Here is a 25,521-nt window from a genome sequence, read left to right as displayed (position 1 = left end):
CATCCCACCTTGCGTGTAGCCACGTGACTGAGAAGCAGGAGCGAAAGCGATGATGTCCGACGGAGCGATGATAAACCCGGGACAGATGGGGTGGATGATGGGAGGGATGGGTCTCATCGGCATCCTGGTGATCGTTGTGCTCGTCCTCGCTCTCTTCAGCCTGGTGAAATATCTTCGAAGCTAGGTGTCGTGCTCATCGCGGCCGTCGCGGGCGTTGCGACCAACCTATCTCCCCCCGCAGTGTCGGCCACAGGCGCGGACCATGGGAACGAGATCGTTCCCTGCGGTCAGGGGCGCTGGCTTCATCGCAGATGAGGCACGATTTGAAGAATTTGGTGCACGCGCCCCTCGCGACGTAGTTCGGCCGCAGTTCGAGTGTGTCGTTGTCTGGAAGTGGCGCGAGAGGTATACGCACCCGCATGTCGTTCCTTCTGAACAAGATGGCCTCGCTGCTCGCGACCTTGGTGGTCGTGGGTATCGCGCTGTTCTGTTCATCGTCGGCGCAGGCGCACACGAATCACGGGACCGAAACGGCCGAGGCTTTCGCACTGGCTCTTGCTGGCGATGTCGTCGCCGAAGATGCGGCGGCCGTCACAGGCGATGACGGGGAAGTGGCCGGGCATCGAGACAGCTCTCTATCATCATGCTGCGGGACGGGTGTCTCAACCTGCATGGCGGCGGCGACTAGCGCGCCGGCAATCCGCCTTCGTGCACCGCCCTCGGCGACGCATGGGCCCGCCCTCGAATCTGGGCTGCTTGACGGCACCAGTCTCGACGGCTTGATCAGACCTCCCAAAGCCCTCGTCTGACACCCCGCGGGCGCGCATGCGCGTCCCGAGCGATGTTCCAGACCTTGGGTTTTCCCGATGCACCTCCGTATCCTGACTGCGGCCGCGATGGCCGTCCTGACGCTTGCGTCGCCTGTTCGCGCTCACGAAGGGCACGACCACGGCACGCCGCCGCCGGTTGTCTCCGCACAGACCGCGCCCCGCGCCGAGGCGCAGAGCGCTCTCTTCGAACTCGTGGCGGTCGCGCGCGGACCTTCGCTCGAAATCCATCTCGACCGCTTCGACACCAACGAGCCCATCGTCGGCGCGACGCTGGACGTCGAGACCCCGGCCGGGCCCGTGACGGCGACGGTGGACGGCGATGTCTACCGCCTTGACGCCCCCTGGGCGGAGCAGCCGGGCACCTACGATCTCATCGCGACGATCGCCAGCGGCAGCGACATCGACTTTCTCACGGCGACGCTCGTCATTCCCGAGGCACCCGCGCCAGTCGTCGCGGCGAATTCCGGTTGGCTGGTCGGATCGGCCCTGGCGACCGAGATGCAGGAGGCGCTCGCCGTCGACCTGACGGATCGGCTGTCGCGCAATGACCCCGCCATCCTCGCGGTCGGAGCCCTCGGTTTCGGACTCGGTGTCCTTGCCATGGCGGTGTTTCGGCGGAGGGTCTTCGTGGCGGCCGGGACCGTCGCGGTCCTCGTCGTCCTTTTCACCGGATCGATCGCGGTTGCCCAAGAAGCAACCGCGGCGCCCGTCGTCGGCGTCCGCGACCTCGCCCAGCGGCTTCCTGACGGGTCGGTCTTCGTTCCCAAGCCCTCCCAACGCATTCTCGCCATCCGCACCCTCCTGACCGCCGCATCCGAGCATCGCCGCAGCGTCGAGATGCCCGGACGCGTCATCCCCGATCCCAATGCGAGCGGCTACGTCCAGGCCTCGATTGCCGGGCGGCTCTCGTCGCCGCCGGGCGGGTTCCCGCGGCTTGGCTCTAAGGTCGCGGCTGGTGACGTCCTCGCCTTCGTGACCTCGCCGATCCAGACGATCGACCAGTCCGACCTCCGCCAGCGCCTCAGCGAACTCGATCAGGCCATCTCGATCGCCGAGCAGCGGGTGCGCCGTTCCGAAACGCTGGTGAAGAGTGGCACGATCGCCCAGACGACGCTCGACGAGACGCGGATCGAGCTGGAGGGTCTTCGCGAACGCCGCGTGGCAATCGAGCAGGTTCAGGTCAAGCCGGAACCGCTGGTCGCCCCGGTCTCCGGGGTGATCGCGGCGTCGAACGCCATCGCCGGACAGATGGCGGAGAGCAATGCCGTCGTCTTCCACATCGTCGATCCCGAACGCCTGTGGGTCGAGGCACTGGCTTACGGCGGGGCCGGCTCCTTCGCCTCGGCCTCGGCTGAAGTCGGGGACGGCCGGGCGTTGTCCCTGACGTTCGAGGGCGCGGGTTTTGCCGGCACCTCGCCGGCGCTGCCAGTCCACTTCCGTGTCGAGGGCGAGACCACGGGCCTGCGGCCCGGGCAAATGCTGACGGTGCTTGGGCAGTCCGAGGAGACGGAAGCGGGCATCGCCTTGCCGCGGACGAGCGTGCTCCGAGGACAGAACGGACAGGACATCGTCTTCATCCATTCCGGCGCGGAACGCTTCGAGCCGAAGGAGGTTCGCGTCCTGCCGCTCGACGGGCAGCGGGTCCTCGTCGCCGCCGGCATCGAGGCGGGCAGCCGCGTGGTGACCGAGGGGGCCGAGCTCCTCAACCAGATCCGCTGAGGGCGAGCCGATGTTCACCTTTCTCGTCACGCAATCGCTGCGCAACCGCATGCTTGTCCTCGCCATCGCCGCTGTGCTGGTGCTCTACGGCGCCTTCGTCTCGATGCGCCTGCCCGTGGACGTTTTTCCCGACCTGAACCGACCCACCGTCACCATCATGACGGAAGCGGAGGGCCTCGCCCCGCCCGAAGTCGAGCAGCTCGTCACCTATCCGCTCGAGACGCAGATGAACGGCCTTCCGGGCGTCAGCCGGGTGCGCTCCGTCTCGGGTGTCGGCCTCTCGATCGTCTATGTCGAGTTCGACTGGGACACCGACATCTACCTGAACCGCCAGCAGATCGCCGAGAAGCTGGCACTGGTGCGCAGCCAGCTTCCGCCGGGCGTCTCGCCGCAGATGGGGCCGATCTCCTCGATCATGGGGCAGGTGATGCTCGTCGCCATGACCGCGCCCGACGATGTGTCGCCGATGGCGTTGCGCGAGGCGGCGGATGCGCTCGTGCGGCCCCGGCTCCTCGCCGTGCCGGGTGTCGCGCAGGTCATCCCGATCGGCGGCGAGGTCCGTCAGTACCGCGTCGCCCCGCACGCCGCCTCGCTCCGGGCGCTCGGCGTCACGATGGAACAGGTCGAAGGCGCGCTCGCCTCGTTCGGGGCCAATACCGGCGGCGGCTTCACCGACCAGTATTCCCGCGAGTTCCTGATCCGGAACATCGGTCGCAGCCTCAGCCTCGACGATCTGCGGGGCCTCGTGGTGGCGACAGTCGGAACGCGACCCGTCCTGCTCGACGAGGTCGCCGACGTCTCCTTCGGCGCCCGTCAGAAGCGCGGAGAGGCCGGGTACATGGGTCGCTCCGCCGTCATCGTATCGATCGAGAAGCAGCCCGACGTCGATACGCTTGCTCTGACCCGGCAACTCGAAGCGGCGCTCGGCGAGGTCAGCGCCTCGCTTCCGGACGGCATCCGGGCCGATCAGGTCCTCTTCCGGCAGGCGGACTTCATCGAGACCTCGATCAAGAATGTCCAGACGGTGCTGCTCGAGGCCATCGTGGTGGTGGCGATCGTCCTCTTCGCCTTTCTCCTGAACGTTCGCACGACGGTGATATCCCTGACGGCGATCCCCGTTTCCATCCTGGCGACGGGCATCGTCTTCCATCTGATGGGGCTCTCCATCAACACCATGACGCTCGGCGGACTCGCCATCGCCATCGGCGAACTCGTCGACGACGCGGTGGTGGACGTCGAGAACATCTTCCGGCGCCTCCGGGAGAATCGCGAGCTCGGCAACCCGCGCTCGGTGTTCGACGTCGTCGTCTCCGCCTCGCAGGAGGTCCGCTCAGGCATCGTCTACGCGACGGTCATCATCGTCCTGGTCTTCGTGCCGTTGTTCGCCTTGACCGGGATCGAGGGACGGCTCTTCGCGCCGCTGGGACAGGCCTACATCGTCTCGATCCTCGCCAGCCTCGTCGTATCGATCACCCTTACTCCGGTCATGGCCTACTACCTCCTGCCGAGCCTCAAGCGGCTGGACGAGCGCGAAGGCTTCATCGTGCGGTGGATTAAACGTGGCAATCGCGTCCTTCTGAACCGCGCGTTCCGCTGGCCGCGGCTCCTCATGGCGGGCGCCACGCTGGGCGTGGTTGTCGCCGCCGTCGGGGCGACGGCCTTGCCGCGGGCATTCCTGCCACCCTTCAACGAGGGGACGCTGACCATCAGCATGGCCTTCAACCCCGGCATCTCCCTGGCGGAGTCCCATCGCGTCGGGCTGATCGCCGAACGCATCATCATGGAGGTGCCGGAGGTGTCCGTCGTCGGAAGGCGCACCGGTCGGGCGGAACTCGACGAGCACGCCGAGGGCGTCCACTCCTCCGAGATCGAGGTCGACCTGGAGACGGGGCGAACCAAGACCGAGATCGAGGCCGACATCCGCTCGCGTCTTTCCGTCCTTCCCGTGGCGATCAATATCGGCCAGCCCATCTCGCACCGCCTCGACCACATGCTGTCCGGCGTGCGGGCGCAAATCGCGCTGAAGGTCTTCGGCGAGGATCTCGACACGTTGCGCACCGTCGCGGAGAGCCTGAGGGGCCGAATGGCGACGGTCCCGGGAATCGTCGACCTCCAGGTCGAGAAGCAGGTCCGCATTCCGCAGCTCGAGATCCGGATCGACTACGAGCGCGCCGCCCTGTTCGGGATACAGCCCGCGAAGATCACCGAGGAGTTGGAGCAGCTTTCCAATGGTCGTGTCGTCTCCCGCCTCGTCGACGGCAACCGCACCTACGATGTCGTCATTCGCCTGGGCGATGCGGAACGCACGACCGAGGCGCTCGGGGACCTTCTGATCGAGACGCCGGCAGGTTGGATACCGGTGCGCGAACTTGCCGAGGTGCGGGAGACCGACGGTCCGAACCAGATCCTGCGGGAAAACGGCCAGCGCCGCGTCGTCGTTCTCGCGAACGCCGCCGGTGATGCCGACATGGCCGGGGTAATCGAGCAAGTCCGGGCCGAGCTGGCCGCAGCAGAGCTTCCGCCCGGCTTCTCGACGAGCCTCGAAGGCACCTTCCAGGCGCAGGAAGAGGCGAGCCGCACCATCGGGCTGCTGTCGCTGGTGTCGCTCGCGATGATCTTCGCGATCCTCTACAGCCGCTATCGCTCGGCCGTCTTCACGCTGATCATCCTTGGCAGCATCCCGCTTGCCCTGATCGGCTCGGTCGCGGCGCTCTGGCTCTCAGGCCAGCCGCTGTCGGTCGCCTCGATGATCGGCTTCATCACGTTGACGGGAATCGCGGCGCGCAACGGCATCCTGAAGATCAGCCACTACATCAACCTCTCGATCCACGAGGGCATTCCCTTCGGGCGCGAGCTCGTCATGCGGGGAAGCCTCGAGCGGCTGACGCCCGTACTGATGACCGCCCTCTCGGCAGGCGTGGCGCTGGTGCCGCTGATGATCGACCCCTCGGCACCGGGCAAGGAAATCCTTCACCCCGTCGCCGTGACGATCTTCGGCGGCCTCGTCTCATCGACGCTGCTCGACACCTTCCTCACCCCCGTCCTCTTCCTGCGCTTCGGGGAAAAGCCCCTGAAGCGGCTCGTCGAGACGGCTCGCCTTCAATCAGCCCAAGGAACCCCGGACGCCGTGACCGACACGGCTGCGGCCCACACGTTCTGACCAACGGAGTTACCAATCATGATCGCTCGCACCTTCCTCCTCGCCGCCGCCATCGTCGCCTCGACGGCAGCCAACGCCCACGACCCGCGCAAGGGTCCGAACGGCGGGACGCTCGTGGACGCGGGAGCCCACCACGTCGAACTCGTCGCCGCGGGAAACGAAGTGAGGGTCTATGTCAGCGATGCCGCGGACGCACCCCTTCCCAGCGACGACTTCAAGGGCACCGCGATCCTGCTGATCGGCGGCAAGCCGGCGCGCGTGCCGCTCGCGCCGGCCGGCGCGTTTCTGTCGGGGCCGCTCGAGACGGCAGTCGAAGGGCCCGTGAAGGGGGCCGTGCAGCTCACGGCGTCCGACGGGAAGACCTCCCAGGCGAAGTTCGACTGAACGGCCGCCGAAACGGCGTTATGCCCGTGATCCGCAATCATCTGGCCCGAGGGCCATTCCAGGAGAACTACCATGCGCAAGACACTGATCATTGCCGCCACGATCGCTGCCCTTCCGTTCCTCGCTCATGCCCAGGATAGCCAGCCCATGTCCGGTCACTCGATGTCCGGCGGCGTGGCGGGGATGTCGGGGGAAGCGGAGCTTCCCGAGGCTTGCAACGGCGCCGTGGGAGCCATGGACATGTCGGCGATGACGGACGGCATGTCCGATATGATGTCGGGCATGGACGAAGCTCAGATGGCCAGCCACGCATCGATGATGAAGATGCACGGCCCGATGATGAGGGCTGCCATGATCGAGGACCCCGACCTGGCCTTCAACTGCGGGATGATCGCCCATCACTATGGAGCCATCGCCATGAGCGAGCTCGAACTGAAGATGGGCAAGGACGAGGCGTCGCGTAAGATGGCGCAGATGATCATCGATACGCAGAAGAAGGAGATCGAGGAGATGACCCTTCGCGTCGAGGCTCTTGCGAAGTAGGCCCGTTCCATGACGGGAGCGGCTTTCCCACCGCTGCCGAGTAGCGGTCAGCGGCGGCGCAGGCCGCTCAAACCCTGAAAAAACCAAAGAAGAGAGGACCAAGCCATGATGTCCAAGCGAACGACGTTCCTCGCCGGCGCGCTCGCCCTTTTGTCCACGTCGGTGCTCGCGGCCGAGAACGTCGAGATGTTCTCGACGTCGGGATGCGGGTGCTGCATCGGCTGGATGAAGCACCTCGAGGATGCCGGATTCGAGGTCGAGAACGAGAACCTCGCGATGGCGGATCTTTACGCGAAGAAGATGGAGGCCGGGCTTCGGCAGGGCCAGACCTCATGCCATACCGGGTTTGTGGGCGGCTACGTCGTCGAGGGTCACGTCCCGGCCGCCGAGATCAAACGGCTCCTCGCCGAAAAGCCCGACGCGATCGGCCTGACCGTTCCCGATATGCCTGCTGGCAGCCCCGGAATGGGGGAAAGCGACGAGCCCTACGAGGTGCTCCTGGTAGGGCGGGACGGCTCGTCCACCGTCTACGCACGCTATCCCCGGTGATGGATCTCCGGAGCCCTCGCTACGCGGCTCTTGCTTGCTTCCCGGTCCGGCCGCGCGACTGGCTGCGGGTGGGGGTTTCCGGTTGAACGTTGCGGATTACGGCCGCCGACGTCGGGCGCCGCGTCCGACAGGCGAGGGTGGGGTGCGCTTCAGTGGGGAATCATCATCACTGTGCCATCTTCGGCGCCGACTAGTTTCACCCTGTGTCAACGACGGCGCAAACAGGAAGCCGGTTCATTCATGAACTGAACAATACCGCGTTCGACCAGAGACCGATGCAAAGCGAATGCCATGAGGCTTTCGTGCGTCTTAACCGGTACCCGGCCTTCGCCATGAGGAAAGTCTACCTCACGCGGAGGTCGGACCATGGAATCGTCGCCGGTCTTCTCGAGCCATGGAAACCGATCCGACCCCTTTGGTCTGGTTCCCGAAATTCGATGTTCGTCAGAGGTTTGGCACCCGCGCTTGGGGCGGGCGTTTTGTGGCGGTGAGAGAGGGATTCGAACCCGCCAGTCTGACAGCTCAGCAAAATCAGGAACTTATGGAACGTTAGAGCGAAAGTGATCCGCGCCTGGGAACTTTGATGGGAACATAGAGACGCTTCTGTCCCTCGGCAACGCTCCGACATCTCGATATCTCCACCCATGGTGTCGTTATGGCGAGAAGTGAAGCGTTCCGGGCGTGTTTCGGGGTGCCGGTATGACCCCGCCCCCTGAATTGGGGGTGGAAAGGATTGCCGTGCAGCGTGGCTGGGAGGCCTTGTAGGCCTGCGGCTGGTCGATCCAGACGCCGCGCCCGAAGAACCCGAAGTCGGCATCGCCCGAGGTGGCGGCCGCGTTCAAAAAAAGCTTGCCGAAATCGTCGAACAGGAGGTCCAGACCCACCCCGAACGGCCGGTGGAGGTCTTCGCCAGCGACGAGCACCGGCTCGGCCTGAGGCCGGTCACACGGCGGGTCTGGGCGCCGGTCGACGAGCGGCCGACGGCGCTCGGCCATCATCGCTTCGCCTGGCTCTATGTCACGGCCTTTGTGTCGCCGGCCACCGGCGAGGTGTTCTGGTATCTGTCGAACGGCATCTCCAAGCCCTTGTTCGAAGCGCTGCTGGCCAGCTTCGCCTGGGAAGCCGGGGCCGGACGCGAACGCACCATCGTGCTGGTCATCGACAATGCGGGCTGGCACAGCGAGGCCGGCTTGACGGTCCCGGACGGGCTGCGGCAGGTCTTCCTGCCGCCCTACACCCCCGAGCTTCAGCCAGCAGAGACCCTGTGGGCGCTCGTCGACGAGCCTGTGGTCAACAAGCATATTGCCTCCATCGCCGAACTCGACGCCATTATCGCCGAGCGATGCTGCCACCTCGCCAAGCAGCCCGACATCATCAGAGGACGGGCCGGTTTCCACTGGTGGCCCAGAAAGACCAATCCGAACTAGTCATCCGGAAGTCGTATCACTTCAAGGGGTCGCAGAAGACCAGGTAGGACGAGACGATGTCGTTCCAGCCGTACTTTTCGAGATTGACCATGCCTTGCGAGCCCCAGAAGATCGCGTCGCCGCCGCCGATTCACAGACGTCGCGCCAGACCTCGGTCGAGCAACGTACGCTTGCACTGTCGTCGCAGCGAATGGAGGAGATCCTGTCGTTCCACCAGGGACCGACCGTGCTGACGGTCTGGGCGTAGGTGTCGGTCGAGCTGTTGCAGTAGGCGAGCCAACTGACGGTCTTGCGCCACGCCTGGCCGCCATGGCGGAGTCAGGGTCCTGGGATCAGACCAAGTTCCAACAGGCTTTCGGCACTCGCGACGATCGCCTCTCGCACCGGGCGCGGCGTCCAGCCGAAGAGACGCTGCGCCTTTTCGGATGACGCCGATCGCGGGACAGGCGGTTCCGAGCTTGCGCCGGAGCCCTCCCTGGTCGGAAGCCGATCGGCAAAGGCGGGAAAGGCCTCGCGCAGCATCGCCGCAATGGCGATCAGGGACGTGTCCCCGCCGGTTGCCAGAAAGCGCTCGCCGGCTGCGGCCGGATGGACCATGGCCCGCAGATGCAGGTCGGCGACGTCCCGCACGTCGACGGCGCCGAAATGCAACCGCGGCGCCTCCGCGATCTCGCCCGCCAGCATCTGCCGGATCATGTCGACCGATGTGGACAGAGACGGCCCCAAGGCCGGCCCGAAGATCCCGACAGGGTTGACGACGGCGAGTTCCGTATCGCCGCCATGCGCCTTCATGAAGTCCCAGGCGGCCCGCTCGGCGATGGCTTTCGACTGGATATAGGGATGCGCATCGGGCCCGGTGACGTCGGTCCAGTCGCGCTCGTCATAGGGTCGGCCTTCGACCACGTGGCCGTATCCCACGGCCGCGAAGGAAGACGTCAGGACGAGGCGCCGAACGCCGGCCGAAACGCCGGCGCGCAGCACGCGAAGCGCCCCGTCCCTGGCGGGGCGGATCAACTCCTGGGGGTCGGCGGGCACGGAGGCCGGGAATGGCGAGGCGACGTGCAGCACGTATTCGCAGCCGGCGACCGCCACGTCCCATCCCGCGTCGTCTTCGAGGTCGGCGGCAAAGAGGCTCAGCCGGTCGGCGCCGTCGACGCCGGCCCGCGCCAGCATGGCGCCGATCTCGGCTTCCCGCGAGAGCGAGCGGACGGTGGCGCGCACGCCGTGCCCGGCGGCAAGGAGCTGCGCGATGCAGTGGCTGCCGACGAAGCCGCTGCCGCCCGTGACGAGAATGCAGGCCATGAAATCTCCGAGGATGATCTTGTCGTTCGAACCGCTTGATCAGTGGGCGCGGCCGAAGCTGCGCCCACTGGGCTGAGAGGCTCAGCTTCGGATGAAGTCGAGAAGGTCCTTGTTGACCCGGTCCTGATGGGTCGCGGTGAGACCGTGCGGCGCGCCGGGATAATAGATCTCGACGGCGCCCTTCACGAGTTGCGCCGACTTCCTGGCAGAGTCCTTCACCGGGACGATCTGGTCGTCCTCGCCGTGCAGGACGAGCGTCGGCACGTCGATCTTCTTCAGGTCTTCCGTAAAATCGGTCTCCGAAAAGGCCTTTACGGATTCATAGGCGTTGTGCCGGCCTGCCTGCATGCTCCACAGCCAGAACTGGTCGAGGATGCCCTGCGAGACCTTGGCGCCCTCGCGATTGGCGCCGTAGAAGGCGATCGCCAGATCCTTGTAGAATTGCGAGCAGTCACCGGCGACACCGGCACGGATGTCGTCGAAGACTTCGATTGGGAGCCCCTCCGGATTGGCGTCCGACTTCAGCATGATCGGCGGTACCGCCGCCACGAGCACGGCCTTCCTGACGCGAGCGGTGCCGTGCCGGCCGATATAGCGGGCGACCTCGCCGCCGCCGGTCGAGTGGCCGATCATCGTCGCCTCCCGAAGGTCCAGCGCCTCCATGACCGCCGAAAGGTCGTCGGCGTAACCGTCCATGTCATTGTGTGCGAAGGCCTGTTCGGACCGTCCGTGGCCGCGGCGGTCCACCGCGACGCAGCGGAAACCCTGGTGGACGAGAAACAGGATCTGCGGATCCCAGGCATCGGAGTTGAGCGGCCAGCCGTGCGAAAAGGTGACGACCGGCCCGGTGCCCCAGTCGCGGTAGAAGATCTGCGTGCCGTCGAAGCTTTTGACCATACCCATCGTCTTGCGTCCCTGTGCTGCGGAGGTTGAAGGATTGGCGTCTGTCGCCGCCGATGCCGGCAGCGCCCATGCCGCGCCGGCAGCAAGGCCGGTCAGCATCAGGTCACGCCGCGTGAGTGCGGCGAATGCGTGTGAAGGCTGCTGCCCCATGGCGAGCTCCTCGCGGGTTCGATGGTCGGACGGTCGATCGTCGGCCGGGCCTCATGCCCGGAGGGAGATGTCCGCCGACGAGGAGAGAATGGCGGGCGGCGCCTTTCGCCGCGATCGCCCGCAGGGGGCGCCGGATCATCCCTTCGGATGAGTGCGCCGTGCGAGCGTGTGATGGCCGAGTGGGCGGCCGCAGGCTTCAATGCGCTCGAGGTTTTTCCCACGAAAGCTGGAGCGCAGAATGAAGATCGTGATCATCGGCGGAACCGGGCTGATTGGTTCCAGACTGGCGGCAAGGCTCCGGGCGAGCGGCCACGAGGTGGTCCAGGCGGCGCCGAAGACCGGGGTCGACGCCTTGACCGGCGAAGGCCTCGCCGAGGTCATGGCCGGAACCGCGGTCGTGGTCGACGTCTCGAACTCGCCGTCCTTTGCGGACGATGCGGTGATGGACTTTTTCGTCACCTCCTGCCGCAACCTCATGGCGGCCGAGAGCCAGGCCGGCATCCGCCACCATGTAACGCTGTCGATCGTCGGCACGGACCGTTTGCCAGACAGCGGCTATATGCGCGCCAAGGTGGCACAGGAGGCGATCGTCGAAGCCTCGGGGGTGCCCCATACGATCGTTCGCTCGACCCAGTTCTTCGAGTTCCTGACCGCGATCGCCGATGCCGGTGCTACGGCCGCAGGGGAGATCGTGCTCCCGGCCGTGCTCTTCCAACCGATCGCGGCGGACGACGTTGTGGAGATCCTGGCCGAGATCGCGACAAATCCGCCACTCAACGGCCGCGTCGAGATCGCCGGGCCGGAAAAGGCGCCCTTCGCCCGCTTCGTCAAGCCGCGCATCCGCGCCGCCGGAGACGGCCGGACGGTCAGAGCCGACAGGGACGCAGGCTATTTCGGGACGAAGGTCGACGACGGTTCCCTGACGCCCGGCGCATCGCCCCGCCTCGGATCCACCCGCTTTGATGCCTGGCTGAGCCGCCTCTGACCCCCTTGCAACATCAGGAGAACCGCCATGCCGAAACTTCTCTTCGTCATCGCTGCGGCAGCAGCGACATGTCTCAGCATGTCGAAGGCCGCGGCGCACGACAGCGCCAAGGACGCCAGCGTGACGCTCGTCTTCGATCAGGCCATCCCGAACGTTCCCGGCAAGAGCCTTCGCGCCGTCCTCGTCGAATACGGACCCGGCGGTCACTCGCCCTCCCACACCCATGCGCATTCGGCGTTCATCTATGCGACGGTGCTCGAAGGTGCGGTCAAGAGCCAGATCAATGACGGCCCTGCGCGGGTGTTCTCGGCCGGCGAGAGCTTCGTCGAGATGCCGGGCGATCATCATCGCCTCAGCGCCAATGCCAGCGCTACGGACCCCTCGAAGCTGCTCGCGATCTTCGTGGTCGATACCGGCGAGACCGAGCTGACGACGCCGGACCACGAATGACTGGGCTCGATGCCTTTCCTGAAGCTGCACGCGGAGCTTGAGAACATGACACGGATGCGTCTGATGGCGGGCGTCGAGGTGCCTGCGACGGCGGTCGTCGATCGGGCGATCGACCATGCCCGGCACCATTGCGAGCCCTACCTCTTCAACCATGTCATGCGCTCTTGGCTGTTCGCGGCAAGGCTGGCGCAGCTTCGGGAACGGCAGCACGACGCCGAAGTCCTGGCGGTAGCCACGCTCCTTCACGACGTCACCCTCAATGAGAGCTTCGCCGGCCCCCGCCGGTTCGAGGTGGAAGCGGCCGACATCGCCCGGGACTTTGCGAGAAGCGCCGGGTTCGAGGAGCGCCGGGCGCAACTCGTCTGGGACGCCGTCGCGCTGAACTCCACCCCCTCCATCGGGCTCCACAAGGAAGCCGAGGTCGCCCTCTGCACGGCCGGGATCGGCCTCGACGTCATCGGGTTCGACTATGACCGGCTGCCGCGCGAGACGGTCGCGGGGATCGTCTCGGTCTTCCCCCGTCTGGCGATGAAGCGCCGGATGAGCCACTGCTTCTGCCATATTGCCGCGCACTATCCCGGGACGACCTACGACAATTTCGTCCGCGACTACGGCGAGCGTCATGTTCCCGGCTATGCTGCGCCGTCGGTGGTCGATCTGGTCGACGGCACTCCCTTCGAGGAGTGACGGCACCTCGCTGCCGCGATGGGCCCGGGCCTGTCCGTCATGGAAAACCATGACAGGCATCGGCCGTCTCCTCGGCTATGATCGGCGCGTTCCAATTCGACCTGTCGAAGGTTCGCGCGGATGTTCTGGTCATGCCTGGTCTTTGCTATTTTGGCGGCCGTCGCCGGATTTGTCGGCGGTGTCTCGTGGGAGCGCCGGCGGGACAGGCGGGAGCGGACCATCGATCGCGTCGCCCGGCGGATCGTCGAGGGCATGCCCGCGCAGGGTTGGGCGGCGGATCCCGACGGCAACTTCACCTATATCAATCCCGTACTCGCCGGCTTCTATGGCCTCGGCGAGGCGTTTTTCCTGCTCGACAAGAACGCCACGCCGGATTTCGACGCGGCCTTTCGAAACTTGCAGAAGACGGTTCTGCATCCGGACGATTTCGAGCGCACCTCCGAGGCGTGGCGCCGCTGCCGGGCGGAGGGGACGCATTTTTCCAACGAGCACAGGGTCCGCCGCGCCGATGGCGTCTATCGCTGGATCCGGGCGGCGGCCAATCCGGCGCGCGACGCGAAGGGCAGGATCGTCGCCTGGTACGGAACCTCGCTCGACATCGACGATCTGAAGAAGACCGAACTGGCGCTGCAGCAGCGCGAACAGGCCCTGCAGCGGCTGATCGACACGGTTCCGGTCCATATCTGGTGTGCCGACCCGGACGGCGAGCCGACCTATATGAACGAGCGGTTGCGATCCTATCTCGGCCTCACCGTGGAAGACTTCGATCCAGCCCATCGATCCCGCCTGGCGCAGATCGTCGCGACGGTCGTCCATCCCGACGATGCTGCCGCGGTCGAGCGGGAGGTCAGACGGTCGGCAGAAGCCGGAACGTCCTTCGTCATGGAGTATCGGCAGCGTCGTTCCGATGGCGCCTACCGTTGGATCGAGGGGCGCTCGGAGCCGCTCAAGGGCGAGGACGGCGCCGTCCTCCAGCGATACGGGATCTGCATCGACATCGACGACCGCAAACGCGCCGACGAAACGCTGCGGCAGCGCGAGCGCGACCTGCAGCAGATCGTCGACACCGTGCCGGTGCAGATCTGGTGCATGTCGCCGGACGGTGAGACACTGTATTTCAACAAGCGACTGCAGGAGTATATCGGCATCGCGCCGGAGGCGCTCCCGGCGCCGGGTCGCCTGGCGCAGACGAACCGGGCGGTCATCCATCCGGACGATCTCGCCGTTGCGGAGGCCAGTCTTCTCGCAAGCCTTCAGACCGGTGCCTCCTTTGCCATGCGCTTCCGCGTCAGGCGGGCAGACGGGGTCTATCGCTGGTCCGACAACCGCGCCGAGCCGCTGCGCGACGAGGACGGGACCATCATCCAGTGGTACGGCCTCTGCCTCGACGTGGACGAGGTCAAGCAGGCCGAGGATGCCCTCAGGCAGAGCGAGGGCGCCTATCGCGAGATCATCGACACCCTGCCGGCGATGATCTGGTCGGTGCGGGACTATGACGGCCCGGCATTCTTCAACAAGACGCTCTTCGACGTGACGAACTATCGTCCCGACGAGCAAGCCCAGAACGATCTGGCGAGCGCCATCAAGGTGCTCGTCCATCCTGACGACTATCCCGCGCTGCGCGTCGTGCACGAGCGGGATTTCCGAGCGGGCATTCCCGTCACGCACCGGTTTCGCGTCCGCCAGGCTGACGGTTCGTATCGCTGGTTCGAGGGCCGCTCGGCCTCGCGCCGGGACGGGGCGGGCAATCTTGCCGGTCGCTACGGCATCCTGATCGACGTCGACAGCGAAGTGAGCTCCCAGCTGGCCCTGCGGCGCCTGCAGGATCGTCTGGCCGGGGCGATGCAGGCGGCCAGTCTGGCGGAGCTCTCCGCCTCGATTGCCCACGAGGTCAACCAGCCGCTGGCCGCCATCGTCGCCAATGCCCATGCGTGCCAGCGCTGGCTTGGCGCCGATGCGCCCAACATCGAACGGGCGCGGATCACTACGGAACGGGTCATCCGGGATGCCCATGCCGCAGCCGATGTCGTCGGCCGCGTCCGCGCCCTGTTCAAGCAATCGACGCAGACACGCACCACACTGGACATCAACCAGGTTCTCGGCGAGGCCTGCACGCTGATGGCCGACGATGCCCGCGCCGCCGGCATCGCCATCGTCACCGACCTCGATCCCGGCATTCCGTCCGTCGACGTCGATCGCGTCCAGGTCCAACAGGTCCTGATCAACCTCATCCGCAACGGCATCGAGGCGATGGAGTCCGGGCGAGTAACCGGAAGAACGGTCGCGATCCGCTCGCGGCTCGAAAATGGCGAACTTGTCGTCGAAGTCCGCGACGAAGGGCCCGGCATCGAGGACCCCGACCGGATCTTCGATGCGTTCTTCACTACCAAGCAGGGCGGGATGGGCATGGGCCTTTCGATCTGCCGCTCCATCGTGGAAGCCCACCGCGGCCGGCTCTGGGCCATCTGCGGCGAGCCGCGCGGCACCATCGTGCGCTTTGCCCTGCCGCTTCAGGCGGCAGCTGTATCATGAGTGGGGAAGAGATCGTCTATGTCGTCGACGATGACGCACGGGTGCGCGAAGCGCTCGAAGAACTCTTGACGGCCTGGGGTCTACCCAGTGTCGGCTTCGCGTCGGCGGCCGATTATACGAGGTTCGAGCGGCCCGAAGGGCCTGCATGCCTCATTCTCGACGTCGAGTTGCCCGACATCAACGGTCTCGATTTCCAGCAGCGGATCGCCGGCGCCTCTCATCCGCCGATCGTCTTTCTCACCGGGCATGGTGACATCCCGTCCTCGGTCCAGGCCATCAAGGCCGGGGCGATCGACTTCCTCACGAAGCCGGTCGGGGAGGATGCGCTGCTTGCGGCCGTCAGGGCCGGCTTGAAGCTGGACAGGCTCGGCCGGTCGGCACAGGCGGAGACCGAGGGCCTGAGGGCCAGATTTCAGACCCTGACGCCGCGCGAGCGGGACGTTCTGCCGCTTGTCGTCGGCGGGCTCCTCAACAAGCAGGCGGCGTCCGAACTCGGCATCAGCGACGTCACGCTTCAGATTCACCGCCGCAGGATCATGCAGAAGATGCAGGCGGCTTCGCTCGCGGATCTGGTTCGCATGGCTGCTAGCCTGCGCATTCCCGTGACCCACACACGGCGCACGAGAAGGCCTGCCGAATGAACCATCCGAAGACTGTCGCGATCGTCGACGACGACATGCGGCTCCTGGAATCCCTCCGCGAATTGCTGGAGTCGGTCGGCTACGAGGTATTGACCTATCCGTCGGGCCGGCACCTGGTCCGCAGTGACGGGGTCGCGCGGATGGACTGCCTGATCACCGATATCGGCATGCCGCGCCTGGACGGATTTGCGCTCGAGCGCCTGGTCGGCGAGCGCCGCCCCGAGGTGCCGGTCTTCTTGATCACCGGTCGCCACGAACTCGCCGAAGGACGCGTAGTCGGGGATGGCATGGGTCATCGAATCTTCCGCAAGCCGTTCGACGGGCAGGCACTTCTGACTGCCATCGACAAAGCGCTGAACAACGCTGAAAGGGGTAATGGATGATGTCGACAGCGCAACAGTCTCGAACACTCGAAGCGAATGGCAGCGCGACAGGCAAGCGCTCTCGAAAGATTCATGACGTCCCGCCCCGGATCTACGTCGTCGATGACGATATGCGGTTGCGCGACGCTCTGGGGGATCTGTTCCTTTCGACCGGATATGAGGTGGCGGTGTTCGCCTCGCCGCAGGATTTCTTGGCCGGGAAGCGGCCCGAGGTGCCGAGTTGTCTCGTGCTCGACATTCGGCTGCGCACCCAGAGTGGCCTCGATTTCCAGCAGCGGCTTCTCGAAGCCGGCGAACGGATTCCCGTCGTCCTGACGACCGCCCACGGCGACATCCCGATGACCGTACGGGGAATGAAGCAGGGCGCCGTCGATTTCCTCCCCAAACCGTTCCGCGAAGAAGAGATGCTCTCCGCCGTCGCGACCGGCATTCGCCTCGACCGCAAGCGCCGCGCGGAAGACGCCGCAGCGGCCGACCTTCGCCGGCGCCATGCCAGCCTGTCCGACCGCGAACGACAGGTGATGGCCCTCGTTGCGGCCGGGCTTCTCAACAAGCAGGTCGCCGGTCGTCTGAAAATTTCCGAAGTCACCGTGAAGATCCATCGCGGCAAGGCGATGCGCAAGATGGGTGCCCGGTCGCTGCCTGATCTGGTTCGCATGGAGGAGCAACTTTCGTCAGAGGAGGGCACGGCGTCGCCGCTCCGCCGAGACGAATTGCATCACCCCTTCGTATGAGACATGCTGCCGAATGAACGAGGGTTTCCGCCCTGCGTCCTTGCTACGGTCGGTTTTGACCATAAGGGCAGGGGCGGACAAGATGGGTGTTCTCGAGGGAAAAGTCGCCGTTATCACGGGCGGCGGAAGCGGCATCGGCCTCGCCACGGCGCGGCTTTTCGCACAGGAAGGCGCGCAGGTCGTCGTCACCGGGCGGCGCGCCGAGGTGATCGCGGCAGCCGCCGCGAGCATCGGAAAGAATGCCCTTGCCGTCGCCGGCGACATCGCCGAGGCGGCGCATCGCGAAGAGGTCGCGGCAACGGTCGCAAGCCGCTTCGGGCAACTCGACATCTATGTCGCCAATGCCGGGCGGATCGCCATTGCGCCGTTTTCCGAGGTCTCGGAAGAGGCGTTCGACGCGCAGTTCGACACCAACGCCCGAGGCGTCTTCTTCGGGGTCCAGAGCCTCCTGCCGGTCATGTGCGACGGTGGCTCCATCATTCTCGTCGGGTCGATCGCCAGCGACAAGACGCTTCTCGGCCATGCCGCCTATGCCGGATCGAAGGCGGCGCTGGTCGCATTCTCGCGCGTCTGGGCACTGGAACTGAAAGCGCGTCGCATCCGCGTCAACGTCCTCAGCCCCGGTCCGACAGACACCGGCATCATCGCGAAGCTGGGTCTCGAACCGGAGGAGGGCCGGGCCTTCGTCGCATCGCTCGTTGGGCAAATCCCTCTCGGCAGGATCGGCGATCCGGTGGACGTCGCCAAGGCGGCCCTCTTTCTCGCCTCCGATGCCGGCAGATATCTCACCGGCGTCAACTTGCGCGTCGACGGCGGCATGGCCTTGACCTGAGGCGGACTGGCTCATCAGCCGGCTTGCCCTTGGCGGGATACGTGTCGACGCTGGCTTTCCAACGGCGTCATGGCTCGACAGGGCGAGCCAGATGGTAACGATCGGATCGCCGGCCAACGCAGTGACCAGACGATGAAGTCAGCGCCGATCCGGAGACCAGCCTAAGACCAGCCAGTCTGCTGGCCGGATCGAGGCGGCAGTGATTTTCGCGTTGGCCCGCCTCGTCCAAAGTGCTTCTTCTCAGACTTGCCAGACGGGACACGTCCACACGCGATGGATGATCGACTGACCCACAAGCGTTACCCGTTCGATCGCGGTGGATCTCAAAACTGCCAGTTGGCGGGCACCCAGGCATAGGCGTCATCGGTCTTCAGCATCCGGCCGAGGCCCGGAAACGGGAAGTGGAAGCCGAGCACCGGAATCCGGTCGGCAGCCGCTCTGTCGAAGATGCGACGGCGGGAGGCAAGGGCGGTCTCCTTGTCGCGGTCGGGGCCGGGAAGCCAGGAATTGTCGACATTGACGACCGGGTGGTAGGCGAGATCCGCTGTCAGGAGGAGTTGGTCGTCGCCCGAGTGGACGAGGAAGGTCGCCATGCCCGGCGTGTGACCGGAGGCGGCTAGGGTCGTAAGGCCCGGCGCGATCTCGGCGCCGGCCTCGTAGAGTTCGACATCCTGCGTGACCGGTTCGAGGCTGGTCTTGATGGCCGCGCCGAAGCGCCGGCGAAAATCTTCCGGAACGGGCATGTAGGACAGATCGGGATCGTTGCGGACGAAGAAATCCCAGTCCGCCTTCGGCAGGAAGACGGTCGCCCTCGGGAACGCCTTACCGCCATCCGCGGTTCGAAGGTTGCCGACATGGTCGGGATGAGTGTGCGAAATGACGATCGTGTCGATGTCCGCGGGGGTGAGGCCGATCGCCGCCAGATTGTCGAAGATCCGGCCGCCATTCGGTCCCATCATCGCGCCCGCGCCGGCTTCGATGAGGATTCGCCGTCCACCGGTCTCGATCAGAAGCGTGTTCAGGTTGAGCGTCAGGTGATCGGTCGGCAGGAAGGCTCGCCTGAGGACCTCCCGAAGCGTCGCCTCGGGGGCGTCGCTTGCATAGATGGAGGGCGGGCCGCCGATGACGCCGTCGCTCAAGACCGTCGCAGCAATCTCGCCGACTTGGAAGCGATAGTGCCCGGCGTTGCCGTTCGCGGGCCTCGGCGCTGTCTGCGCATATGCGCGGCCGCCACCGCCGGGGACGAGCACGGAAGATGCCCCGGCGACGGCGGTGAGCATGACGGCGCGTCTGTTCAGGGTGAGCGTCTTCATCGATATTTCCTTCCGATTGGTCGCTCGCTCGCAGCATCCAGCCCGCGAGACTGTCAGTCGACCGGTGGGAGGCGATCGGAGCGCGGTAGAATTGCCCATCGACCATGACACCAGGGGACTGTGCTGATAAGTAGGGTAAAATTTACCAACTTGATTAGCCTGGCTTCGCAATTAACCCGCTTCGTCTCGACAGTTTCGATGTCTTCGTCGCCATCGTCCGGTGTGGCGGGTTTCGGGCGGCAGCGCTCGAGCGAGGCGTTTCCGCATCAGCCTTGAGCCAGACGATCAATGCGCTGGAAGAGGCGCTAGGGATCCGACTCCTCAACCGGACGACGAGAAGCGTCTCGCCGACGGAGGCAGGTCAACGCCTCCTCGATCGTCTCGCCCCGGCTCTGAGCGACATCCAGCTCGCGATCGCCGAGGTCGACGAATTGCGGGACAGCCCGTCGGGGACGCTCCGGATCAATGCGCCGGCACCCGCCGTCGACCATTTCCTCTGCCCCCTCGTGTTCCATTTCATGGATCGCTTTCGCGAGGTGAAGATCGAGATCATCAGCGATGCGGCGGTGATCGACATCGTGGCGCAAGGCTTCGACGCCGGCGTCAGGTTCGGCCGGCAACTGGCGCAGGACATGATCGCGGTCCCCCTGGGACCATCGCTTCGCTATGCGATCGTCGCTTCACCGGATTACGTCGCAAGACGAGGCACTCCAGACACGCCGCATGATCTCGTCGGTCACGACTGCATCAAGCGCAGATTTCCCGGCGGCGCTCTCGTCACGTGGCGATTCGCTTTCGGAGAGGAAGAGCTGGAAGTCACGCCCAGCGGACGCCTCACGGTCAGTTCGGCGCAGAACGAGCTTCAGGCGGCCCTGGCGGGCAAGGGAATCGCCCACGTCTTCGACGACTATGCCAAATCCCATATCCGCGAGGGTCGGCTGGTCGAGCTTCTCCCGGACTGGAGCGCCACCCTGCCGCACTGGTTTCTGTATTATCCCAATCGTCGCCACCCGAGTGCGGCCATGCGGGCGTTCCTCGATCACATGAAGAGCTACGCCTGGGAGGCCCGCCGCTGACCGGACCTCGAGAACGTGTGGTGAATTTCCCTGCCTCGACTGACAGCCAGGGGTTTTCAGTCTCCGCTGCGGCTTCGGCACTTTTGCAAAGGCAGGCAAGCGGCAGGAGAGGTGGCTTCAGGTCCGGGTAGCGATCGAGCGTATCATAAGGGTCGGAAAAGTTGCCATTCGACCCCGTCATCGGCCACGCGCCGGGGCGTCTTCGTGATCGCGCACCTCAGCCGAGCGATCGGGCATCATTCGGCTCCCGCTCGCGCCCACGGCAGGTAACGGGCTCTTGCGACGAATGCGATAGACCGATGCCGGCGGAAGATTGGCGAAGGTGCCGCCGATCCGTTCCGCTTCGAGACCGAGATGTTCCAGCAGCCTGCCGGATACCGGGCAACGCGGCCCATAGGTGAACTGATAGAACGCGCCGTCCGATCTCATCTTGCGGAAGGCGCCGGTCAGGATCCCAAACACCTCGCGCGGCCGCATCGACAACAAGGGCAATCCGCTGATGGTGGCGCCGGCGGGCCTGCCGCCGAAGAGTTCGACGCTGCGCAGGCGCGCGGCATCCATGCAGAGCGTCTGGGCGTCCGGGTAGCGCCGGTGCAGGCTGGCGGCGAAATCCGCACCGAACTCGATCAGAGCAAGGTCGTCCGGCCTGACACCGCGTGCGATGAGGGCGCGCGTGAACGAACCCATGCCTGGCCCGAGCTCGATCACCGGGCCGGTCGCCCTCGTGATTTCGCAGGTCATGAGAGTGGCCAGAGCGCGTCCTGACGGAGCAACGGCCGCGACGCGCAAGGGGGCCCTCAGCCATGCCTGGAAGAAGCCGAGTGTTTCGGTCATGTCTTGCGGTACCTTGGGAAACAATCTTGACCATGCAAAGGGCTGGGCAGTTGCGTGACCGGTCGTGCAGCGGCGCTCGAACATCAGCCCGTCTCCCGCAGCCGGGCAGCGAGACTGCGGCGAATGCGCCGTCTGCGGATGACGAAGAACAGGCTACCCTGCGCGACCAGCAGAATGCCGAGTGCGCCCAGGGCGAGTGACGTGGCATTGATCTCTCCCGTTGCGCGGGAGGCGGCGTAGCCGAGACCGATGAACAGGCCGTTCCAGATCGCGATGCCAGCCGCCGAGGCGGCGAGGAATTGTCCCGAACCGCCCTCGATCAGTCCCGCGAGCGACGGGGCAAGCAGCCGTGCCGTGGGAACGAGTTGGGCAGAGAAGGCCAGAGCCGTGCGGTTTCGGCGCAGGGCTGCCAGCTTGTGCTCCATCCCGTCGGGGGACATCCCGAAGATCCGTCCGGTTCCGGCGAGGAGGCGCGTGGCGCGCGCCGGCCCGAGTGCCCGGACGGCAAAGAAGCAGGCCATGCAGCCGAGAGCGCTGCCGAAGGTCGTCGCGACGACCGCCGATGTCAGCAGCCGGACATCGTCCGCGACGGAAACGCCGACGGCGAGGAGCAGCGCATGGGATGGCACCATGGGCACGAAGCGTTCGGCCAGGGCGACCGCGAACAGACCGCCAGCGCCGTAGACGGCGATCCAACCGACAAGGCCTCCGATAGGGTCCATTTCTAGGCCTTCGCGCTCAGGGCGGAGACATGCCGGGCCACGGTCTCCGGCACATCGCCTTCGGCACCGAAGTCGACGGCGGCCAGCCGCTCTGAGAGGTTCCACAGCCGGCGCGCGACATCGTCCTCAAGGGCCGCCTCCGGAGGCGTCGCTGCGGCCGGAAAGCCGCGGGTCTCGCCCAACCCGCCTGGGCCGAAATAGCCGCCCGCCTGGGCATCGGGCGAGGTGGCGGCAAACAGTGTCGGCAAGGCGCCGCGCGACGCCGGCTGGAACAGGAACCAGAGAAGCGAACGGGCAATACCCGCGGTGCTCGATCGGCCCGGCGCATTGTGCAGGAGATCGGTCCGGGCAATGCCGGGATGCGCCGCAAGGCTCTCGATGCCCCAGCCGGCCACGTCGCTGCGACGCTGCAGTTCGAAGGCGAACATCAGGCAGGCGAGCTTCGACTGGCTGTAGGCTCGCATGGGCTTGTAGCTTCGTTCGGACTGCAGATCGTCGAAGTCGATCGTACCGGCACGCGCCGCGACGCTGGAAAGCGTCACCACGCGCGGATTTCTGCCTCGCCTGAGCCATGGCAGGAGATGTGCCGACAGGGCGAAGTGAGCGAGATAGTTGACGCCGAACTGCAGCTCGTAGCCGTCCTGGGTGATCTGGCGACGAGGCGGTGTCATGACGCCCGCATTGTTGATGAGGATGTCGATCTTGTCGTGGATCGAGCCGAGCCTCGCACCAAAGGCAGCAACCGAGTCAAGTCTGGCGAGATCCAGCACCTCGAAGCTGATCGAGGCATTGGGCACGCTCGCCCTGATCCGGTCGACGGCCTCCTTGCCCTTGGCGGGATTTCGCCCGGCGAGGATCACGTCGCCGCCGGCACGGGCGAGGGCCAGCGCGTCCTCGAAGCCGAGGCCGCCGGTGCCGGTGACGACGATGGTGCGTCCCCTTTGGGAGGGGATGTCCTGGGCGGTCCAACGTTTGGTCATTGGTGCGGTCTTTCGGTTCGCGCCGCGGCATCGTCCGTGCCTGCGGCGTTCGGGATCGGAAATGGGAAATCAGGCCGGAAGCACGGTGCGGCTGCGCCGCTCTCCGATGGTCTGCGTGACGGCGAGCGGCAGCGAGCGCAGGCGCCGTCCGGTTGCCGCGAAGATCGCGTTGGCGATGGCTCCGGCCACGGGCACGATGCCGGGTTCGCCGGCTCCGCCCGGCGGCAGCGGGCTGTCGACGATCGAGACCATGACGTCCGGCGCATTGGCCAGGCGCTGCATCGGGAAATCGTGGAAGTTCGATTGCACGACCACGCCATTCTCGAGCGTGATCGCGCTGAGGAGAGCGCTCGTCACTCCGAAGACGATGCCGCCTTCCATCTGGGCGATGACGGCGTCCGGGTTCACCACCGTTCCCACGTCGATCGCGCAGAAGACCTGGTCGACGGTGATCTCGCCGTCCCCCGCCACCGTGACTTCGGCGACCTGCGCGACGACGCTCCTGTAGCATTCCTCGATGGCGATGCCGCGCCCGCGTCCCGGCGCGAGGCCCGTCCCCCAGCCCGCCATCTCGGCGACGCGCTCCAGAACGGCGAGGTGGCGTGGGCTGTCGCGCAACAGCGTGCGGCGGTAGTCGAGCGGATCGACGCTTGCCGCGAGCGCGCACTCGTCGACGAAGCTTTCGGTGAAGAAGGTGTTGAAGGAGTAGCCGTTCGACCGCCAGAGACCGATCGGCATGTGGCTCGGCACGTTCTGGCTCCGGATCCGCCGGTTGGGAATGGCGTAATGACGCTTGTCGAGCCCCTCGACCGTCAGCCTGTCCCCCTCGGGGCCGGGATTGAAGGGCAGGTTGCGGTCGGCGACCGACTGGATGATCGATTGCGAGGCGACCTGCGCGTCGTAGCCGACGGGCAGGCCGTCTTCGCCGAGCGCAGCTCGCAGCCTCGCCGCCGCATGGCTGCGGAAGAGGCCGCGGCCGATATCCTCCTCGCGCGACCAGATCAGCTTGATCGGGCGGCCCGTGTGTCGGGTGGCCAGGAATGCCGCCTGCGCGGTGACGTCCTGGTCGCTGCGTCGGCCGAAGGCGCCGCCGTTCATGGTGACGTTGCAGGTGATCGAGGTCGGCTCGACACCGGCCCAGCCGGTGCCGGTGGTGACACCCACACGGATGGCGAGCGGCCCCTGAGCGGGAACCCACGCTTCCGCCGTCCCGTCTTCCCGCACGACCACGGTGGCGTTCATCGGTTCCATGCAGGCATGCGCCAGGAATGGGACTTGGTAGTCGGCCTCAACCACGAATGCCGCCGGCTCGGCGAGCGCCGCTTCCACGTCGCCCTCGTCGAGGCTGTCATACGGCTCGTCGGCGTCGAGCGCGGCCTTCAGCCGGGCCGACATTGCGGCGCTCGACACGCCGTCCGACTCGGTCTGCGTCCATGCGATGTCGAGGAGCCAGGCGGCCTGTTCGGCCCGCCACCAGGAATCGGCGACGATCGCCACCTGCCGCTCGTTGATGACCGCGAGGTCGAGCACGCCGGGCTGGGCGCGCAGGTCTACCTCGTTCAGGATCTGCGACACCCGCGCGCCGAACACCGGGGCGTGCCGGATCGCGGCGTAAAGCATGTTGGGCTGCACCACATCCATGCCGAACACGGGCTCGCCCCGGATCTTGGCCGGGAGGTCGACGCGCGGCTGGGAGCGCCCGATCAGCCGCCATTGGTCGGCGGTCTTGAGCGACGGCTCGTCCGGTGGCGGCAGGACCGCCGCTTCGGCGGCGAGTTCGCCATAGGACAGGGTACGGCCGGATGCATTGTGGCGGACGAAGCCATCGGCCGTCGTCAGTTGCGAGGCCGGAACGCCGAGGCGCGCCGCGCCGGCGGCAAGCAGCATCTGGCGTGCCGAGGCACCGGCGACGCGCATCGGGTGCCACATCGCCATCGTCGAGGCCGACGCGCCCGTGGAGATGAAGCCGAGTTCGCCGAACACCCGCCGGGCGAGCCATGCGGCCGGGCCGCTCGCCTCTTCGGGGCGGACCTGGAGGACATTCGCCCAGTTCGAATAGGCCGGATGCGCCTCCGTCGGGAATTCGACGCTGATCCGCTCGTCGAACGGAACGTCCAACTCCTCGGCGACGATCATGGCGAGCCCGGTATAGATGCCCTGGCCCATTTCGGCGCGCGGTACCTGAACGACCACCCGGCCGTCGCCGTGGATCGTCAGGAAGGCGTTGAGGACGGCGCGTTCGCCGTCGACGAAGCCATCGAGGCCGTCGACGTCGACGGTGGCGAGATAACCGACGCCGCCGACTGCGGCGACGAGGGCGGTTCCGCCGAGGGCTGCGCCGGTGATCAGGAAGCTGCGTCGGGAGAGAAGTCGAGCCATGACGAA

23 protein-coding genes are annotated in these 25,521 nt (G+C 66.1%); 16 read left to right on the top strand and 7 right to left on the bottom strand.

What is annotated here, in order from left to right; all coding sequences use genetic code 11:
- Positions 1-419: 419 nt before the first annotated feature.
- The 7 genes from ATO4_RS07965 to ATO4_RS07935 all read left to right on the top strand — a co-directional run bounded on the left by ATO4_RS07965 (position 420) and on the right by ATO4_RS07935 (position 8,612).
- On the top strand, positions 420-809 hold the full coding sequence (locus ATO4_RS07965) for a hypothetical protein (RefSeq protein ID WP_083590909.1): 390 nt from the start codon (positions 420-422) through the stop codon (positions 807-809).
- Positions 810-866: 57 nt separating this feature from the next.
- A complete protein-coding gene (locus tag ATO4_RS07960; protein WP_083590908.1) occupies positions 867-2,549 on the top strand; it encodes an efflux RND transporter periplasmic adaptor subunit in 1,683 nt (560 codons plus the stop codon).
- A 10-nt stretch (positions 2,550-2,559) separates the two neighbouring features.
- A complete protein-coding gene (locus ATO4_RS07955; protein ID WP_083590907.1) occupies positions 2,560-5,709 on the top strand; it encodes an efflux RND transporter permease subunit in 3,150 nt (1,049 codons plus the stop codon).
- 18 nt (positions 5,710-5,727) lie between these two features.
- Positions 5,728-6,093 carry a hypothetical protein gene (locus tag ATO4_RS07950; RefSeq protein WP_083590906.1) on the top strand — a complete coding sequence of 122 codons (366 nt, stop codon included), beginning with the start codon at positions 5,728-5,730 and terminating at the stop codon, positions 6,091-6,093.
- Between the two features lie 72 nt (positions 6,094-6,165).
- Positions 6,166-6,636: a DUF305 domain-containing protein gene (locus ATO4_RS07945; protein WP_083590905.1), complete on the top strand. Its 471-nt coding sequence runs from the start codon at positions 6,166-6,168 to the stop codon at positions 6,634-6,636.
- 105 nt (positions 6,637-6,741) lie between these two features.
- Positions 6,742-7,185 (top strand): DUF411 domain-containing protein, encoded by a 444-nt coding sequence (locus ATO4_RS07940; protein ID WP_210191039.1) that lies wholly within the window; start codon positions 6,742-6,744, stop codon positions 7,183-7,185.
- A 716-nt stretch (positions 7,186-7,901) separates the two neighbouring features.
- Positions 7,902-8,612 (top strand): IS630 family transposase, encoded by a 711-nt coding sequence (locus tag ATO4_RS07935; RefSeq protein WP_083590904.1) that lies wholly within the window; start codon positions 7,902-7,904, stop codon positions 8,610-8,612.
- A 318-nt stretch (positions 8,613-8,930) separates the two neighbouring features.
- Here ATO4_RS07935 and ATO4_RS07930 read toward each other — a convergent pair whose 3' ends face one another.
- Together ATO4_RS07930 and ATO4_RS07925 are read right to left on the bottom strand one after the other, a co-directional pair.
- Positions 8,931-9,914, bottom strand: coding sequence for an aldehyde reductase (locus ATO4_RS07930; RefSeq protein ID WP_083590903.1), 984 nt, complete (start codon positions 9,912-9,914; stop codon positions 8,931-8,933).
- Between the two features lie 81 nt (positions 9,915-9,995).
- Positions 9,996-10,817 carry an alpha/beta hydrolase gene (locus tag ATO4_RS07925; protein WP_245308629.1) on the bottom strand — a complete coding sequence of 274 codons (822 nt, stop codon included), beginning with the start codon at positions 10,815-10,817 and terminating at the stop codon, positions 9,996-9,998.
- 388 nt (positions 10,818-11,205) lie between these two features.
- Here ATO4_RS07925 and ATO4_RS07920 point away from each other — a divergent pair, with 388 nt between their 5' ends.
- The 8 genes from ATO4_RS07920 (at position 11,206) to ATO4_RS07885 (ending at position 18,211) form a co-directional block, all read left to right on the top strand.
- Positions 11,206-11,952: an SDR family oxidoreductase gene (locus ATO4_RS07920; protein WP_083590901.1), complete on the top strand. Its 747-nt coding sequence runs from the start codon at positions 11,206-11,208 to the stop codon at positions 11,950-11,952.
- A gap of 27 nt (positions 11,953-11,979) precedes the next feature.
- Positions 11,980-12,402 (top strand): cupin domain-containing protein, encoded by a 423-nt coding sequence (locus tag ATO4_RS07915; protein WP_083590900.1) that lies wholly within the window; start codon positions 11,980-11,982, stop codon positions 12,400-12,402.
- 45 nt (positions 12,403-12,447) lie between these two features.
- Complete coding sequence (locus tag ATO4_RS07910) at positions 12,448-13,089, top strand: HD domain-containing protein (protein ID WP_139802314.1); 642 nt, start codon at positions 12,448-12,450, stop codon at positions 13,087-13,089.
- A 120-nt stretch (positions 13,090-13,209) separates the two neighbouring features.
- The gene (locus ATO4_RS07905; RefSeq protein WP_083590898.1) at positions 13,210-15,621 is read left to right on the top strand and encodes a PAS domain-containing protein; all 2,412 of its coding nucleotides are present in this window, start codon (positions 13,210-13,212) and stop codon (positions 15,619-15,621) included.
- Positions 15,615-16,262 carry a response regulator gene (locus tag ATO4_RS07900; protein WP_139802326.1) on the top strand — a complete coding sequence of 216 codons (648 nt, stop codon included), beginning with the start codon at positions 15,615-15,617 and terminating at the stop codon, positions 16,260-16,262. The genes ATO4_RS07905 and ATO4_RS07900 overlap by 7 nt, the downstream gene beginning before the upstream one ends.
- Positions 16,259-16,645, top strand: a complete 387-nt coding sequence (locus tag ATO4_RS07895; protein ID WP_083590896.1) for a response regulator — start codon at positions 16,259-16,261, stop codon at positions 16,643-16,645. Before ATO4_RS07900 ends, ATO4_RS07895 begins: the two co-directional genes overlap by 4 nt.
- Complete coding sequence (locus tag ATO4_RS07890) at positions 16,642-17,379, top strand: response regulator (RefSeq protein ID WP_280940484.1); 738 nt, start codon at positions 16,642-16,644, stop codon at positions 17,377-17,379. Before ATO4_RS07895 ends, ATO4_RS07890 begins: the two co-directional genes overlap by 4 nt.
- An 82-nt stretch (positions 17,380-17,461) precedes the next feature.
- Complete coding sequence (locus ATO4_RS07885) at positions 17,462-18,211, top strand: glucose 1-dehydrogenase (RefSeq protein ID WP_083590894.1); 750 nt, start codon at positions 17,462-17,464, stop codon at positions 18,209-18,211.
- 323 nt (positions 18,212-18,534) lie between these two features.
- Here the strand turns inward: ATO4_RS07885 and ATO4_RS07880 are convergent, their stop codons facing one another.
- On the bottom strand, positions 18,535-19,524 hold the full coding sequence (locus ATO4_RS07880; RefSeq protein WP_083590893.1) for an MBL fold metallo-hydrolase: 990 nt from the start codon (positions 19,522-19,524) through the stop codon (positions 18,535-18,537).
- A gap of 170 nt (positions 19,525-19,694) precedes the next feature.
- Here ATO4_RS07880 and ATO4_RS07875 point away from each other — a divergent pair, with 170 nt between their 5' ends.
- Positions 19,695-20,600, top strand: a complete 906-nt coding sequence (locus tag ATO4_RS07875; protein WP_083590892.1) for a LysR family transcriptional regulator — start codon at positions 19,695-19,697, stop codon at positions 20,598-20,600.
- Positions 20,601-20,777: 177 nt separating this feature from the next.
- On the opposite strand, the gene ATO4_RS07870 is transcribed toward ATO4_RS07875, so the two are convergent.
- From ATO4_RS07870 to ATO4_RS07855, 4 genes are all read right to left on the bottom strand, one after another.
- Positions 20,778-21,434 (bottom strand): phospholipid methyltransferase, encoded by a 657-nt coding sequence (locus ATO4_RS07870; RefSeq protein ID WP_245308628.1) that lies wholly within the window; start codon positions 21,432-21,434, stop codon positions 20,778-20,780.
- Positions 21,435-21,517: 83 nt separating this feature from the next.
- On the bottom strand, positions 21,518-22,156 hold the full coding sequence (locus tag ATO4_RS07865; RefSeq protein ID WP_083590891.1) for an LPXTG cell wall anchor domain-containing protein: 639 nt from the start codon (positions 22,154-22,156) through the stop codon (positions 21,518-21,520).
- Between the two features lie 2 nt (positions 22,157-22,158).
- On the bottom strand, positions 22,159-23,136 hold the full coding sequence (locus ATO4_RS07860) for an SDR family oxidoreductase (protein WP_083590890.1): 978 nt from the start codon (positions 23,134-23,136) through the stop codon (positions 22,159-22,161).
- Between the two features lie 69 nt (positions 23,137-23,205).
- The gene (locus ATO4_RS07855) at positions 23,206-25,515 is read right to left on the bottom strand and encodes a molybdopterin cofactor-binding domain-containing protein (RefSeq protein WP_083590889.1); all 2,310 of its coding nucleotides are present in this window, start codon (positions 25,513-25,515) and stop codon (positions 23,206-23,208) included.
- Between the last annotated feature and the right edge of the window lie 6 nt (positions 25,516-25,521).

It is taken from the genome of Aurantimonas sp. 22II-16-19i (genome assembly GCF_002088275.1).
Classification (GTDB): domain Bacteria; phylum Pseudomonadota; class Alphaproteobacteria; order Rhizobiales; family Rhizobiaceae; genus Jiella.
Note: the sequence above shows the minus strand (reverse complement) of the source record. Positions and strands in the feature narration are given on the sequence as shown.